The 16,135-nt window shown below is 41.0% G+C and carries 16 protein-coding genes and 3 riboswitches; of the genes, 1 reads left to right on the plus strand and 15 read right to left on the minus strand.

The features are described from left to right. Window positions 1–126: 126 nt before the first annotated feature. The 4 genes from spxB to QMQ21_RS06200 form a co-directional block, all read right to left on the minus strand. Window positions 127–1,902, minus strand: a complete 1,776-nt coding sequence (gene spxB / locus QMQ21_RS06185) for a pyruvate oxidase (RefSeq protein WP_261814098.1) — start codon at window positions 1,900–1,902, stop codon at window positions 127–129. A gap of 212 nt (window positions 1,903–2,114) precedes the next feature. Then, the gene (locus QMQ21_RS06190; protein WP_261814099.1) at window positions 2,115–4,358 is read right to left on the minus strand and encodes a heavy metal translocating P-type ATPase; all 2,244 of its coding nucleotides are present in this window, start codon (window positions 4,356–4,358) and stop codon (window positions 2,115–2,117) included. Window positions 4,359–4,367: 9 nt separating this feature from the next. Next, window positions 4,368–4,739 carry a cupredoxin domain-containing protein gene (locus QMQ21_RS06195; protein ID WP_000935061.1) on the minus strand — a complete coding sequence of 124 codons (372 nt, stop codon included), beginning with the start codon at window positions 4,737–4,739 and terminating at the stop codon, window positions 4,368–4,370. A 10-nt stretch (window positions 4,740–4,749) separates the two neighbouring features. Beyond that, window positions 4,750–5,145: a CopY/TcrY family copper transport repressor gene (locus QMQ21_RS06200; protein ID WP_001167197.1), complete on the minus strand. Its 396-nt coding sequence runs from the start codon at window positions 5,143–5,145 to the stop codon at window positions 4,750–4,752. A 184-nt stretch (window positions 5,146–5,329) separates the two neighbouring features. Continuing rightward, a riboswitch (TPP riboswitch) is annotated at window positions 5,330–5,427 on the plus strand. Between the two features lie 83 nt (window positions 5,428–5,510). Between QMQ21_RS06200 and thiD the strand changes: the two genes are divergently transcribed. Next, on the plus strand, window positions 5,511–6,302 hold the full coding sequence (thiD, locus tag QMQ21_RS06205; RefSeq protein WP_247934502.1) for a bifunctional hydroxymethylpyrimidine kinase/phosphomethylpyrimidine kinase: 792 nt from the start codon (window positions 5,511–5,513) through the stop codon (window positions 6,300–6,302). Between the two features lie 148 nt (window positions 6,303–6,450). On the opposite strand, the gene thiE (QMQ21_RS06210) is transcribed toward thiD, so the two are convergent. The 11 genes from thiE (QMQ21_RS06210) to lctO form a co-directional block, all read right to left on the minus strand. After that, complete coding sequence (thiE, locus tag QMQ21_RS06210) at window positions 6,451–7,083, minus strand: thiamine phosphate synthase (RefSeq protein WP_247934503.1); 633 nt, start codon at window positions 7,081–7,083, stop codon at window positions 6,451–6,453. Then, window positions 7,076–7,879 carry a hydroxyethylthiazole kinase gene (gene thiM, locus QMQ21_RS06215; protein ID WP_247934504.1) on the minus strand — a complete coding sequence of 268 codons (804 nt, stop codon included), beginning with the start codon at window positions 7,877–7,879 and terminating at the stop codon, window positions 7,076–7,078. Before thiM (QMQ21_RS06215) ends, thiE (QMQ21_RS06210) begins: the two co-directional genes overlap by 8 nt. Beyond that, window positions 7,879–8,403: an energy coupling factor transporter S component ThiW gene (gene thiW / locus QMQ21_RS06220; RefSeq protein WP_125409352.1), complete on the minus strand. Its 525-nt coding sequence runs from the start codon at window positions 8,401–8,403 to the stop codon at window positions 7,879–7,881. The genes thiM (QMQ21_RS06215) and thiW overlap by 1 nt, the downstream gene beginning before the upstream one ends. A gap of 4 nt (window positions 8,404–8,407) precedes the next feature. Further along, the gene (tenA, locus tag QMQ21_RS06225; RefSeq protein WP_247934505.1) at window positions 8,408–9,100 is read right to left on the minus strand and encodes a thiaminase II; all 693 of its coding nucleotides are present in this window, start codon (window positions 9,098–9,100) and stop codon (window positions 8,408–8,410) included. 10 nt (window positions 9,101–9,110) lie between these two features. After that, window positions 9,111–9,761: an energy-coupling factor transporter transmembrane component T gene (locus QMQ21_RS06230; protein ID WP_261814100.1), complete on the minus strand. Its 651-nt coding sequence runs from the start codon at window positions 9,759–9,761 to the stop codon at window positions 9,111–9,113. A gap of 1 nt (window position 9,762) precedes the next feature. After that, a complete protein-coding gene (locus QMQ21_RS06235; RefSeq protein WP_261814101.1) occupies window positions 9,763–11,148 on the minus strand; it encodes an ATP-binding cassette domain-containing protein in 1,386 nt (461 codons plus the stop codon). Next, entirely contained in the window at window positions 11,149–11,709 is a 561-nt protein-coding gene (locus QMQ21_RS06240; RefSeq protein WP_000915275.1) for an ECF transporter S component, read from the minus strand. It abuts the gene before it with no gap. A gap of 155 nt (window positions 11,710–11,864) precedes the next feature. After that, window positions 11,865–11,953: riboswitch (TPP riboswitch) on the minus strand. A 210-nt stretch (window positions 11,954–12,163) separates the two neighbouring features. Further along, window positions 12,164–12,793: a thiamine phosphate synthase gene (gene thiE / locus QMQ21_RS06245; protein WP_261048110.1), complete on the minus strand. Its 630-nt coding sequence runs from the start codon at window positions 12,791–12,793 to the stop codon at window positions 12,164–12,166. 1 nt (window position 12,794) lies between these two features. Next, entirely contained in the window at window positions 12,795–13,577 is a 783-nt protein-coding gene (gene thiM / locus QMQ21_RS06250; RefSeq protein ID WP_261814102.1) for a hydroxyethylthiazole kinase, read from the minus strand. A 234-nt stretch (window positions 13,578–13,811) separates the two neighbouring features. After that, on the minus strand, window positions 13,812–14,480 hold the full coding sequence (locus QMQ21_RS06255) for a TenA family protein (protein WP_214615177.1): 669 nt from the start codon (window positions 14,478–14,480) through the stop codon (window positions 13,812–13,814). A gap of 204 nt (window positions 14,481–14,684) precedes the next feature. Continuing rightward, window positions 14,685–14,773, minus strand: a riboswitch (TPP riboswitch). Between the two features lie 148 nt (window positions 14,774–14,921). Further along, window positions 14,922–16,058, minus strand: coding sequence for an L-lactate oxidase (lctO, locus tag QMQ21_RS06260; protein WP_000120723.1), 1,137 nt, complete (start codon window positions 16,056–16,058; stop codon window positions 14,922–14,924). Window positions 16,059–16,135 lie beyond the last annotated feature (77 nt).

A 16,135-nucleotide genomic window follows, 5' to 3' on the forward strand; every position in this document is an offset into this window, starting at 1 on the left:
GGCATCGAACCGCAGGTTGCTCAAAACACTGTTTTGAGGTTGTGGATAGAACTGACGGAGTCAGTGTCATATACCTACGGCAAGGTGAAGATAACGCAGTTTACATTTGATTTTCGACGAGAGAAATTATTTAATTGCGCGTGATTGCAACCCTTCTTCTTCCAAGAAGAGACGGAATGGTACGAGTTCTTCTGCTTCGTATTTTTCCTTGAAGGCTTTGATTGCTTCTTCTGAGTGAAGTTTTGGATCCAATTCAAGTACTTCTACTGGAAGTGGACGGTGTGGAGTGATGCGAGCATCGATAACAACAGTTTTACCTTCTTTGTTGAGTTTAACAGCTTCTGCAACAACTGCATCGATGTCTTCGATACGGTCAACTGTAAATCCAACAGCTCCTTGAGCTTCAGCGATTTTCGCATAGTCAGCATTAGAGAAGTCACAACCAAACAAATGTTTGTTTGTGTCTTCATATTTGTCCTTGATGAAGGCATATTTACCATTTGAGAAGACAACGTTGATAACTGGAAGGTCGTATTGAACGTTTGTGATAACGTCTGGGTAGCACATGTTGAATGCACCGTCACCCATGATGTTCCATACTTGGCGATTTGGATTGTCTTTCTTAGCAGCGATACCACCAGGAAGGGCAATACCCATTGTCGCAAAGAGTGGAGATGTACGCCACATGTTCTTAGGTGTCATGTGAAGGTGACGAGTAGATGTTTGAGTAGTGTCACCTACGTCGATTGAATAGATAGCGTCTTGATCAGCATGTTTGTTGATTGCATTGTAAACTTGATACAATTGCAATTCACCCTCAGTTTTACCTTCGAGTTTGTTCATGTAATCACGCCAGTTTTGGTTATTCTTAACGTTTGCACGCCACCATGGAGTAGATTCAACTGGGTTCACTTTGTCAAGGATTGCTTTCGCTGCTTGACCTGCATCACCAAGGATTGAAGCGTCTAGGGCATGACGTTTACCAAGTTTGTAAGGGTCGATATCCACTTGGATGAATTTTTCAGTATTCTTGAATGCTTCGTAAACTTCAGCAAATGGGAAGTTTGAACCAAGGAAAAGAACTGTGTCTGCTTCAAAGACAACTTCGTTGGCTGGTTTCCAACCAACACGGTAAGCAGAACCTGTCAAACCTTCATAGTTCCATTCGAAAGCTTCAAAGTTTTTACCAGTTGTGATGATTGGTGCTTTGATTTTACGTGACAATTCAGTAATCACTTCACCAGCTTTAACACCACCGTAACCAGCATAGATAACTGGACGTTCAGCATTGTTCAAGATTTCAACAGCTTTATCGATTTCAACTTCGTTCAAAGCAGGAGCGATGAATGAACGCTCGTATGAACCTGATCCATAGTATGAGTTTTCGTCGATTTCTTGGAAACCGAAGTTTACTGGGATTTCAACAACAGCTGGACCTTTTTTAGAAACTGCAGCACGGCAAGCTTCGTCAATAACTTTTGGCAATTGCTCAGCGTAAGCTACACGTTTGTTATATACAGCGATACCATTGTACATTGGGTTTTGGTTCAATTCTTGGAAAGCATCCATGTTGAGTTCGTTAACTGGACGTGATCCAAGGATTGCTAGGAATGGAGTGTTATCCATAGCTGCATCGTAAACACCGTTAATCAAGTGAGTCGCACCTGGACCACCTGAACCAACTGCAACCCCGATTGAGCCGCCGAATTTAGCTTGCATAACCGCTGCAAGAGCACCTGTTTCTTCGTGGCGAACTTGCAAGAAGCGGATATCTTTGTCTTCAGCCAAAGCGTCCATCAATGAGCTGAGTGTTCCTGATGGGATACCGTAGATTGTGTCTACGCCCCATGTTTTCAATACATTAAGCATTGCTGCAGATGCAGTAATTTTCCCTTGAGTCATAATGATAACTCTCCTTCAAATATTTTTAAATCTACTAAAAAAGGTTTCATATAGTTTTTGAAAACGTTTCAGTAAATTTTTACACTACTAATTTATCACATTTATTTTGACTTTACTAAGAATCTGCTCAGAAGTTTTTATTCTCTATTACAGTACAGTTTGAAAACATTTTTAGTTTCTGTTTTATAATAAAAAAGCGAGCAAGCCCGCTTTTAGTCTATTTTACTAAAGTTTAGTAAGAGTGAACTAGTCAGAACGGATACAGAACTAAAGGCCATAGCTAGACCTGCCAGTTCTGGATTGAGGGCCAGTCCAACACCTGAAAAGACTCCTGCTGCAATCGGAATTCCGGCGACATTGTAGATAAAGGCCCAGAAAAGATTGAGCAGAATACGATTAAAGGTTTTCTTACTCATGTCAAAGGCACGCACCACGCCTAAGAGATTATTGGTTGTCAACACCAAATCTGCTGATTCGATGGCAATATCTGTTCCAGCTCCCATAGCAATTCCCACATCCGCTACACTGAGGGCAGGAGCATCATTGATACCATCACCAACAAAGGCTACTTTCCCAGTCGCTTGTAGTTTATGAATTTCATGGGCTTTTTCTTCTGGTAAGACACCTGCAATGACCTCTTCGATTCCGATCTGCTCGGCAATAGCACGCGCCACACCTGCATTGTCTCCTGTCAGCATGACTGTTTTAAGACCTCGTTTTTTCAACTGACTGATGGCAAGCTTAGCATTTTCCTTAGGAATATCTTGCAGAGCAAGCAAGCCTTTGATTTCATTGTCAACAGCCAAGAACACAACTGTCTTAGCTTCTTTTTCTAGTTGTTCTAGTTTTTCTTGATAAATGCTAGAAATATCCATGCCATCCAGCATTTTAGCATTTCCAAGCAAAACTTGTTTTCCATTGATTTGCCCTGAAACACCTTTTCCGTGCAAGGCTTGGAAATTTTCAACAGTTTGAAGCTCAAGTCCAGCTTCACTCGCTCGTTTCACAACGGCTTCAGCCAGTGGGTGTTGAGAAGCTTCTTCCAAGGAAGCTGCCAATCCAAGCACTTCTACTTCGTCGCCGATGATATCTGTGACCACAGGTTTCCCTTCAGTCAAAGTCCCTGTTTTATCAAAGACAATGGTTTGGACTTTCTGGATTTCCTGTAGAACCGTTCCATTTTTGAGGAGAACTCCCATCTTGGCACTGCGACCTGTCCCCACCATAAGGGCTGTCGGTGTTGCAAGTCCCAAGGCACAAGGGCAGGCAATAATCAGAACTGCTACTCCATAGAGAAGCGAAGACACAAAGCTCGCTCCAAGCACAACTACACTATCCCTGAGCAAGACGAACCAAACCCAAAAGGTCACAATCCCTAAAATGACAACGGCTGGGACAAAAATCCCTGAAATTTTATCCGTCAAGTCCTGAATCGGCGCACGACTTGTCTGAGCTTTCTTCACAAAATCCACAATCTGAGCCAAAACAGTCTCTGAACCAACTTTTTCTGCTCTAAAAACAAGTGTTCCACTATTATTGATGGTTGAACCAATGACGGTATCTCCAACTGTCTTGTCCACAGGCAGACTCTCACCTGTCACCATAGACTCATCAATACTAGAGATACCTTCTACTACGACACCATCAACCGCAATCTTTTCACCGGGACGCACTCGAATCAGGTCACCTACCTTGACTTGCTCCAAAGGGACTTGAACATAGTTATCCTCACGCAAGACTTCTGCAGTTTTAGCCTGCAAGTCAAGTAATTTCTCCACAGCTTGGGAAGTATTTTTCCGCATTTTCTCCTCAAAAACGGCTCCCATAAGAACGAAGAAGAAGATAAAGGCAGCACTTTCAAAGTAAACGGGGAGACCAGCGAAGAAGGCAACTAAGCTATAGAAATAGGCCACTAGGGTTCCCAGAGCAACCAAGGTATCCATGTTGGCATTGTGCTTTTTAAAACTAGCCCAAGCACTTTGGATATAAGGACCACCTGCTACTAGCATAATCGGTGTTGTGGCTAAAAAGGTGCCCCAACGCATGACTTGGTGACTAATTGCTCCTGTCGACATCCCAATCATGAGGATTACAAGAGGCACAGTAAAGATACTAGTAATCCAAAAACGCTGTAAAAGTGATAGAGATTTTCGAGTCTTCTCAACAACTGTATAACTTCCCTTTTGCATCTTCATACCACAAGAAAATTCATGTTGACCTAATTCTTGAGGTGTAAAACGAATGACTTTCTCCTCATCTACGCCGATTGGTTCCAAGATGCCTTCTTCTTCAAAAAGAATTTCCTTATAACAGTTTGAAGGTGTCAAACGGTGAAAGGTGATCTCAGCAGGAACTCCTTTTTGCAGTTGAATGTGGGCTGGATGGTAGCCTTTGTCTGCCGTGATACGGATTTTTTGAACACCATTTTCAAGACTTGCTTTTACAATTTCAGTCATATCATTCTCCTATTCTACAATCATCTTACCGTGCATCATATTCATGCCACAAGAGAAACCATACTCTCCAGCCTGCTCAGGCGTGATTTCCACTACATACTCTTCCCCCATTGGCAGATCCGCATGTACACCAAAGTCTGGAAATACGATCTGATCCAAACATGGTGAAGGATCTTTGCGGTCAAAGACAATGCGGGCTGGCACTGATTTCTTGAGGATAATCAACTCAGGCGTATAGCCCCCCATGACCTCCACTCGAATCTCTTGGTAGCCGTTTTTTTGCTGGGCCTTTTGTCCAGATTTTTCAGGCTTTTTGAAAAACCAAAACAAGATAAACGCGATAAGGGCAATACAAATAATGGTTACAATACTATTTAACATGACGTCTCCTTTACATACAATTACATTTTACTTCTGTTACAGCGCTTGATTTCTTCTCAGAAATCACAGCTTCCAAGTCTTCCAAGTCAGCCTGAGTAAAATCACATTCAGCAATCAAATCAGCCAACAAGTTCTTAATCCTACGGGAACAAACCTTGTCCTTGATATCTTGGACAAGCAAGTCTCGGCTTTGGTCTAGAGTTAAAAGCGCCGAATAAACAAAGAACTTGCCTTCTTTTTTCCTTGTCAGACACTCTTTCTCAACCAAACGAGCCAAAAGAGTTTGAATGGTTGACTTGGACCAGTCGAACCGCTCCGCCAGAACCCTTATCAAATCCGTACTAGTCTGCTCTCCTTGCATCCAAATAATCTTCATGACCTGCCATTCTGCATCTGAAATCTGCATAATCACACCTCCTAAATCTACATTTGTCAATTTCAATTATCAGTATACCCTTATAATCTACATTTGTCAACTATGAAATTAAGCTTTTCTTTGAAAAATTGAATTTTAACCATTTGATAAAGGATTTGCAGTCAAATCTTACTATATAAACTATAAAAATATGCTATACTAAAGAAAAAAAGAAAACAACCACTAGGGGTGCGTAAAGCTGAGATTAACGACTGTTAGACCCTTTGACTCAATCTAGGTAATGCTAGCTGATGGAAGTGGAAATGATAATGGGGGCTAGCAGTCTTCTATTGCCTTTCTAAAACGGACCAGCTTGTTCTTAAGAATACAAACTTCAGTTGGTTGGGAGGTTTTAGATGACTTATTTACCCGTTGCTTTGACCATTGCAGGGACTGACCCTAGTGGCGGTGCTGGCATTATGGCTGATTTAAAGTCATTCCAAGCTAGAGATGTCTATGGAATGGCCGTTGTGACCAGTCTTGTCGCTCAAAATACCAGAGGCGTTCAATTGATCGAGCACGTTTCTCCTCAAATGTTGAAATCCCAATTGGAGAGTGTCTTTTCGGATATCAAGCCTCAGGCTGTAAAAACTGGCATGTTGGCGACTACTGAAATTATGGAAATCATCCAGCCCTATCTTAAAGAGCTGGATTGTCCCTATGTTCTTGACCCTGTTATGGTCGCTACTAGTGGAGACACTCTGATTGATACCAGTGCCAGAACTTACCTAAAAACAAACCTACTTCCCCTTGCAACTATTATTACACCCAATCTTCCTGAGGCAGAAGAGATTGTTGGTTTTTCAATCCATGATCCTGAAGACATGCAGCGTGCTGGTCGCCTGATTTTAAAAGAATTTGGTCCTCAGTCTGTTGTTATTAAAGGTGGGCATCTCGAAGGCGGTGCCAAAGATTTCCTCTTTACCAAGGAGGAGCAATTTGTCTGGGAAAGTCCACGAATTCAAACCTGTCATACACATGGTACTGGATGTACCTTTGCTGCAGTCATCACTGCTGAACTAGCCAAGGGGAAAAACCTCTATCAGGCAGTTGATAAGGCCAAGGCCTTTATCACAAAGGCCATCCAAGACGCTCCTCAACTCGGCCATGGTTCTGGCCCAGTCAACCATACAAGTTTTAAAGATTAAAAAAACTCTCTAGTTCCTACTTTAAGGGAATTAGAGAGTTTTTATACTTCTTCAAACCACGTCAACTTTATCTGCAACCTCAAAGCTGTGCTTTGAGCAACCTGCGACTAGCTTCCTAGTTTGCTCTTTGATTTTCATTGAGTATTAATTAGAAAATAATGTCATCCAACTTTGTTAAGAAGGCTTGCGTTTTTGCCTCTATATCTTCTGCCTGCATCAAATCACGCACTACAGCTACACCAGCTATACCCGTGCCGATAAGTTGGTCAATATTCTCTGATGTCAAGCCGCCAATAGCAACTACTGGAATGGCGACCCTTTGGCAAATTGTCTTCAAGGTTGAAATCAGGGTGATAGGCGCATTTTCCTTGGTCGTAGTCGGGAAAATGGCTCCTGTCCCCAAGTAATTCGCCCCTCCATCTTCTGCCTCGAGGGCTCTTTTTACAGTTTTAGCTGTGACACCAAGTATTTTGTCAGGGCCCAAGACTTGTCGAGCAACCGAAACTGGTAGTTCATCGTCTCCGATATGCAGACCAGCAGCATCAACTGCGAGACAGACATCCAAGCGATCATCGATTATCAAGGGTACCTGATAGGAATCTGTTATTTCCTTGACTTGTTTTGCCAGTTGATAATATTGATTGGTTGTAAGATTTTTTTCTCGCAATTGGACTATAGTAACCCCTGAACGGCAAGCCGTCTCAACCTTTTCAAGAAAGCTTTCCAAGGAATCTTGGTAGCGATTGGTTACTAGATACAGTCTAAGCGCCTCTCTATTCATAAACATCTCCTTTGATGGCATCTAGCCAATTTTCATCTCTTTTGAGGAGCGAAAGCTGATTGAGTACTTGGTATCGAAAATCTTCCAATCCCATTCCTTGAACAACTATTCTCTCAGCGGAGATATTGAGATAAGAAACCGCTAGGAAAGAAGCTTCAAAGGCAGTCTTTCCTTGGCTGAGAAAAACAGCTGTTAAAGCTCCAACCAAGTCTCCTGTCCCTGTTATCCAGTCTAATTCAGCACAGCCATTTCCCAGTACAGCGACCTGATTCTTCGAAACGATGAGGTCCTTAGGGCCTGTGACTAAGAATGACATACCTGGATAGATCTGACACCAGTCTTTCAAGACTTGAAGCAAATCCTCAGTTTCTTGATCTTTAGCACTCGCATCTACCCCAACGCCGTGGTGTTTTAAGCCAACAAGACTTCGGATTTCCGACATATTTCCTTTAAGTACCGTAGGTCTATAGTCTAAAAGGTCTTTAACTAAGCTCTTACGAATGGATGAAACTGTTACGCCAACTGCATCTACTACCATTGGAAGACAAACTTGATCTGCATAAGAAGCTGCCATACGGATTGCTTTTTCCTTCTCAGCTGACAAATGCCCCAAATTGATGAAGAGTGCCTGGCTTTGCTTAGTAAAATCAAGAACCTCACGGGGATCATCTGCCATAACTGGTTTACATCCCAGAGCCAAAATCCCATTTGCTAGCATCTCACAAGAAATCTCATTGGTAATACAGTGAATGAGGGAAGTCGTTGCCAGAGGAAAAGGATTTGTAAATGCCTGCATCAGTCTATCCTTTCATCAAAGAAATATCCCTGAACTTTTTTAAAGAATTCCTGCTTGATTAAAAATCGAAAGGCAATAAAGGAAATCGCTGTACCAATCAAGGTTGCTCCGAAAAATCGAGGAGTGTAGATAAACCAGCTAAGCTTAGCGGCCGATCCTGTAAAGAGTACCATAACAGGATAGGAAACAATAGAACCAATAATACCTGTTCCCAAAATTTCTCCCAAGGCAGAAAAGTAAAATTTTCGACCATACTTATAAAAGAGACCTGCTAGAAGGGCTCCAAAAGTCGCTCCTGTTAGAGCTAAAGGCGGAATTCCTTGAGTCGTCATACGGATAAAGGCTGTCACTGTAGCCATAACCAAGGCATAAACAGGTCCCATCATGATTCCTGCTAGAATATTGACTACACTGGACATCGGTGCCATTCCCTCAATCCGAAAGATAGGCGTAAGGACTACATCAAGGGCAATCATCATGGATAAAATGGTTAATTTGTGAACTTGTAATTGGTGCTTTCTCATATTTCTATTCTTCTCCTGTTTCTAAAGACTGTAAATCGCTCTTCCATGTCTGGTGTTGGTAGGCCATTTCCCAAAACTTAGCTTCCATATGAACACTGATGTGGAAGGCATCTAGCATTTTTTTCTTGTCTGTCTCGTCACTTTCTCGATAGAGCTGATTGACCAGAGCCTCTTCCTCTCTGATCTGTTGCTCCAACTCATCCGTAATATAAGTTTCAATCCATTGTTGGTAGAGAGGATTTGGTGATGGTTTAAGATTAAGTGATTTGCCTATATCATGGTATAACCAAGGACAAGGAAGCAAACTTGCAAAAGCGATGGCTAAGTTTGGCTCTGCAAATTGACGATAAATGTGCGAAATGTAATGATAACAAGTTGGAGCGATTGGATGTTGCTCCATTTCCTGATCGCTGATTTCCAATTCCTTGAAAAATTGTTGGCGGATAAATAACTCACCCTCCACTAAACTCTGAGCATTTTGTTTCAAGAGTCTTTTCATCTCTTGGTTTGAAGTCTTATCAGCCAAGAGGTGATAGGCTTCTGAGAAGGCCTTCAAATAGTAGGCATCCTGAATCAAGTAATAGCGAAAGATGGACGGGTCTAAATTACCCTCTTGCAACTGTAAAACAAAGGGGTGATGAAAGGAAGCCTGCCAAGCTTCCTTGGATAATTCCATCGCAATATCTGTAAATTCCATAATAACTCCTTTATAAAAATAGACTGGTTTGAAGCAATAAAAAGAAAAGCAAGTAGATGAATATTGTCCTTTGAGGAATATAAAAAGTCCGATAGCTATTCTCCACCTGTGCATGTTCGTCATATCCATGCGCCGACAGGGCTCTCAGGTAAAGATGGCGCCACCTAAAGACTGTCATCAGAACCTTGCTGTAAATCAAGGGAGACCAAAAATGCAGTTCTTGACCGCGTAATAAGCAAGCTTCCTTGAGGGACTTGATTTCTTGCTGAATAAGGGGGAAGGAATTAAATACCACAATCAAGGCATAGGCCCAAGAGCGTGATAACCCCTTTTGGGCCAAGTACAAGAGAAGCTCTTTTAGGGAAATAGAGGAAACAAAGACAAGGCCGATACAAACTGTCACAAAAGCCCTCGTTCCAAGCATGACTGCCTGCGAAGCATCCCCATGTAACTGAACTGCCCAATAGTTGGCCAAAGATGGCAAAATGGCAAGCAGAAGCATCCAAGCCAATACTTTAAATCGACGGTAATAGAGCATAAAGAGAATACAAAATGCGACTACCGAAAGATTCAGAGCAATCGAAGGAATGAAAGATGTTTCCAAGGATAAAATCAGCAAAAAGAGACTGATAATCGGTGTCTGGGTTGCTACTTTGACCATACTATCTCACCTCCTTTTGGGTATTGCTACTCTGAGATGTGAGTGGTTTGGTAATTGTCACTTCTTTCACATGACTGAGACCCTGACTAGTCATCTCAATCCAATAATCAACCACAGAAATCAAGGGATCCAAACGATGGCTAATGATCAGAAAACTTCTTCCTTGATTTCTCTCCTCCACAATCCACTGACAAAAATAATGGCAGGCTCTATCATCCAAACCAGCAAAAGGTTCATCTAGCAAAATCACAGACGCCTTGCTGGTCAAGATGGTCAAGAGCTGAAGAATCTTTTGCTGGCCACCACTTAATTCATAGGGGCTCTTATCGAGTGCCTGCTCCAGATCAAAATATCGTAAAGCTTGGAAAATTCGTTGATTTCTTTCAGAATCAGGTCCATCTAATTGAAGTTCCTCTCGCAGACTGACTCGGATAAACTGCTTCTCAGCTTCTTGAACAACACCCGTCAGGTCACGATACAAACTCTTTTTCTTTTTCAGGACTGTTCCCTTCCAGGTAATGCGCCCCTTATACTTTTGAAATTGAAGAATGGAGCGAAAGAGGGTTGATTTCCCTACACCATTATCACCCAAGATACAGGAAATTCCTTGGTAGAATGTAAAATCCGCAATCGAAAAGAGGGGACGCTTATCCAGCTCACAAGTCGTTCTATCCATATGGAATAGTTCTGGGCTAGAAGCAACTTCCTTTGAAGCAACCTGTGTCATCTCAGAGGTAGGGATTTGAAACACTTCCCTTAGTTGGCCTTCTCTTAGCTCCACCATATGGTCGATATAGGCTTCATAGTCCGTTAAATCATGGTCGCACAGGATGACTGTCTTCTCATTAGAGGCCAATTCTTTTAGAATCTCCAATATCTCTATCCTACTCTTGCGATCAATGGAAGCAAAGGGCTCATCCAAGAGATAGACACTAGGATTCATAGCAAAGATAACAGCCAAAGCAGCCTTTTGCTTTTCCCCACCTGATAAGTGATGAATGGGACGGTGCAAGATTGCCTTGCAGCGACATTGCTGAACCACCTCTGCTATTTTAGAATCAATTTCCTGAACGGGATGCCCAATATTTTCCAAGGTAAAAATCAGCTCCTCAAACAAGTTCTCCATGGTAAATTGATGATTGGGATTTTGAAAGAGAATACCAACCGTCTGGACACGTTCGATGATAGAAAGCTGACCGACCTCGCTCCCATTTATCAGGACTTGACCACTATAGGGAAGAGAACTGACTTGGGCGATTATTTGAAAGAGGCTCGATTTTCCTGAACCACTGCTCCCAACTAACAAGGTAAAGGCTTGCGCATGAAAAGTAAAATCAAGCGGCTCAGAGAAGATTGGGGACTGAATCGCTCGTAGTTCCAGCCCCATCTATGCCTTGCCCCCAGCTGCAAACTGATGATAAAGTTTGACAATGGCACGAACCAAGATGGTACAGAAGAAAAAGACAGAAATAAAGCGCACCACAAGCAAGGAAAGGACAAAAGGAAGGGAGAAGGCGTAGTAACCTAATTTAATGTATTCATAGACAAAGCTAACAAGCGTAATCCCAATACTATTGGCAGTTAGAGAGAGCCAACTTTCATAGCGATTCTTGGTTACGATAAAACCAAGTTCACTTCCCAAACCTTGAACCAAGCCAGACAAAAGGGCACCTAGACCGAATTGGCTACCATAAAGGACTTCAGCAAGCGCAGCCAGCACTTCTCCAATCGTTGCGCTTCCCACTCTTGGAACAAAGATGGCCGCAATGGGCGCAGCCATACACCAGAGACCAAAAAGGATTTCATTGGCAAAGGCCTGCAAGCCAAGAGGTGCTAAAATCAGAGTGAGGATATCAAACAGATAGCCAGATCCTACAAAAACGCCACCAAAAAAGATAGACAAGAAAGCAAGTAAGATAACATCTTTTAATTGCCATTTTTTCAACATAAAAAACTCCTTTTTTAAAGAAAAGTGGGGTATTCAAGGTGAGCTACCTAAATGCTTTGTATCATCTTCATCCAGTTTCGTAAAAGAAAAAACTCTAATTACAGATAGGAATTAGAGTTCAGCTTACAAGATTAGATGGTTAGTTTCTATAAATACAAAACCATTTCACATTTCCCTTCGCCAGTCTTAACTGTATCAGGTTCAATGGGTATCATCTCAGCCTAAAGCACCCCAAATGTCTTTATTATTTAATTATATAAATATTATAACAAACGATTTTTTTCAGTTCAAGAAATTGAACTGGGAAACACACTCTTGCACTCACAAAGATAGCAAGTCTTTTTTTTGCAAAAACCAAATGTCTTGTTTGATAGATTAGCTATTTAAACTAAATCTGGACATATCTTTTTAGAAAAGGAAAACTTCCACTTACTTAGAATCCAAGGATAGATACCTATTGTTCACTCATTTCTCGAACAGTTTTTTCTATATTTTTTGCATACGATATTGCTGAAATGATTGAAACACCATCCATATTAGCCTTCATAATGTCTTTAATATGTTGCGTCTGTATCCCACCAATTGCAACTAAGGGCATTTGTGGCAATAGTTTTCTCATCAATTTAAGACCTTCATAACCTATAGCACTACCAGCATCATCCTTTGACTGGGTAGCAAATACAGGACCAACACCAACATAATCTACATATTCAACTTTTGATTGTTGAAATTCTTCCTTGTTTTTTATAGAAAGACCAATTATTTTATCTGGCATCAATTTTCTAATTTCATCGACTCCAAGGTCATCCTGTCCTACATGTACGCCATCAGCGTCAATTTCCATTGCCAAATCAATATCATCATTAACGATAAATGGAACATTATATTTTTTACAAAGATCCTGTAGTTTTATTGCTAATTCGACTTTTTCTATACCTTTCAGGGCTCCCTCACCTTTTTCACGGAATTGAAATAAGGTTATACCACCTTTTAAGGCTTCCTCAACGACCGTATATAGATCTTTTCCTTGGCAAGTAGTCGTTCCACAAATAAAATATAGTTTTAGTAATTCTTTATGAAACATTTTACTTCACTCTTTTGAATTCCTTTACATCTTCGTCTGTAATCTCGTATAAGGCATTTATAAATTCAACTTTAAATGTTCCAGGAAGATGCCCATTTGGACGTTTTTCTGCCATTTCTCCAGCGATATTGTAAACCAACATTGCTGTTTCTAATGATTTCAATTCTTGACCTTTTTCAAGTCCGATAAAGCTTGCTACTACAGCACCTAATAAGCATCCTGTCCCAATAACTTTTGGCATCATGGCACTACCATTATGAATCGTTACCACTTCTCCATTAACCGCAATGGCATCCACTTCACCTGTTACTATTATAGGAATATTGAATTTCTTATTTGCTGCTAGAGCAATTTCGTCAATATTATCTACGCCTGCACTATCTACTCCTTTAGATGCCACATTTATTCCCACTAAAGAAGCAATCTCTCCAGCATTTCCTCTAATCGCTGCAAGTTTGTAATTATTTATTAAATCTTCGGATACTTTTTTTCTATAAGATCCTGCTCCACAAGCTACAGGATCTAAAATTGCTGGGACATTATATTTCTCTGCAATTTTCAGAGCAGCTTGGTATAATTTCCAATTTTCATCTGTCAATGTTCCTATGTTTATTAATAAACCACCAGCATACTTTAACAAATCCTCTAAATCTGCTGGAAACTCACTCATGGCTGGTGATGCACCCAGTGCTACTAATCCATTTGCTGTGAAATTTTTTACTACATCATTGGTGATACAAATGACCAAAGGTGCTTTTTCTTTTAATAATTTTAAACTTGTCATATTGAAATCTTTCCTTTTCACTTTATACGATCTACTGATTTCGATTTATCTCTATCTTTCGTTAAGAAATTTTTTTATTTACATTGAATGATTTATGCTCAATGAAAATCAAAGAGCAAACTAGGAAGCTAGCCGTAGGCTGTACTTGAGTACGGCAAGGTGAAGCTGACGTGGTTTGAATTTGATTTTCGAAGAGAATTACCTCATCAAATTTGTAAATATCCTAAACTTTCTCTAGGCATCGTAACCAATATCAAAAAAGGCTAATTCTAAAACGACTGCTTGATTCCAGCGTTGCTGAAGTTCTGTCAAATCTTCTAGACCTTTCCCAACACGATTAAGTTCATCAACCAGAAATTGAACCCACTCTGCAAAGAAAGGACCTCTGTGGAGATTGATCCATTCCGAATGAATGTAGGCTTCAGGTAGAGCCAAATCTTTAGAACCCCAGTCTAAATAGAGACCTTCTGCAATGACCAGCATGACCAAAAGATGTGCATAGTTTGATGAATCCACTGCCGAATACATTAGATCCTGAAAGGCTTTTGTTACAGGATGCAAGGTCACTTCCAGATAATCATTCTCAGATACTTTTAACTCTTTGAAAGCCTTCTGGAAATAACCGTCTTCATCTGCTTCAAGAAAGCCTAGTTGCTTGGCAAAACGAAGCTTGGATTCAAGCTGGTCTGCGTGGGCTACGCAGGCACCCAGCATGGATAAGAAGGCATCAAAGAAGTGATAATCTTGAATTAGGTAGTCTTTTAAGACCTTATTCTCAATTGTCCCCTCAAAAAGTTCCTTAACAAAACGATGATTGATTGCATCCTGCCAATCCTTCTGACTGCTTTTTAATAATTCTCCAACAGTCAAACCTGGCTCAAATGCATAGTCTTGTGTTTCCATATTTACTTTTCCTCTCTTTACTCGTTCGTAATCGACAAAACATCAAGAAAATCCTAGTTTTACTTGACCTTTTTAAAGAAAATCAAGGGCATTTGCAGAGAGCTACCTAAACAAGCCTATCCAGTTTGTATAAACAAAAAAGCTCCAATTACAATCAAGAATTAGAGTTGACTTACAAGATTAGATCGTTCATTTCGCCATACGAAAAAACGTTTCACATTTCCCTTCGCCAGTCTTAACTGTATCAGGTTCAATGGGTATCATCTCAGCTTAAAGCACCCCAAATGTCTTTATTATTTAATTACTGAACCAGTATAGCAAAAAATGAAAGCCCTAGCAAGATATTTGACTGAAAAATATATTTATATAGATTTCAATGGTGATTTATTCTTCCTATAGACGAAGAAAAACCTCCACATCAAGTGGAGGCAAGCTATTTTATCAATACAATTTTAAGTCACGAGGGTCAACTGGGAAGGTTGGATTGTATGGGTTGTGACGGAGTTTGAAGTGTTTGACATCTTCAATAGTCTGAGTTCCAGACAATTGCATGACTGTCTTCAATTCCGCATTCAAGTGTTCAAAGACTTGACGCACACCAACACTACCGCCGAGAGCCAAGCCATAGATAACCGGGCGGCCAATAGCTACCAAGTCTGCTCCTGAAGCCAAGGCTTTAAAGACGTGTTGGCCACGACGAATACCAGAGTCAAAGACAATTGGCACACGTTTATCAACTGCTTCAGCTACTTCTTGAAGTGAATCGAAGGCAGCTGGTCCACCGTCGATTTGGCGACCACCGTGGTTGGTTACCCAGATACCAGAGGCACCTGCAGCAAGCGAACGTTCAACGTCCTCACGGCATTGTGGTCCTTTAACGTAAACTGGTAATCCTGAATATTCAGCGATAAATTCTACATCACGTGGAGACAAGCGTTGTTTAGCTGATTTGTAAACAAAGTCCATTGATTTTCCAGCACCTTCTGGCAGATATTCTTCAACAATCGGCATGCCAACTGGGAAGACAAAACCATTACGCTTGTCCACCTCACGATTGCCCCCTACAGTCGCATCTGCTGTCAAGACAATCGCTTTGTAACCTTCAGCCTTCACACGGTCCATGATATGGCGGTTGATTCCATCATCTTTACTAAAGTAGAATTGGAACCAGTGAGGTGTCCCTTGAAGGGCTTCTGTAATTTCTGGAAGATCTACAGTAGAGTAAGAGCTAGTTGTGTAAAGAGAACCAAACTCATGCACACCACGTGCAGTCGCCACTTCACCTTGTTCATTTGCCAATTTATGAGCCGCAACAGGCGCCATAATGATTGGTGAAGACAATTTTTCACCTGCAAATTCAATCTCTGTGCTTGGATTTTCTACATTGCAAAGCGTATGCGGAACGATGAGTTTGTGGTTAAAGGCGCGAATATTCTCACGTAAAGTGAAAGTATCTTCCGCCCCACTAGCGATATAGCCAAATGCTGCTTTAGGGATAACTTGTTGCGCCATTGGCTCCAAATCATAGGTATTGATGAAATCTACATGACCTTCTGCATTGCTTGTTTTGTATGACATAAAATGCCCTCCTTAATAAGTAAGCGTTTACTTTGTATATTACAAAAATATCATAACTCTTTTTTCAAAACTTTTCA

Source organism: Streptococcus bouchesdurhonensis (assembly GCF_948472335.1).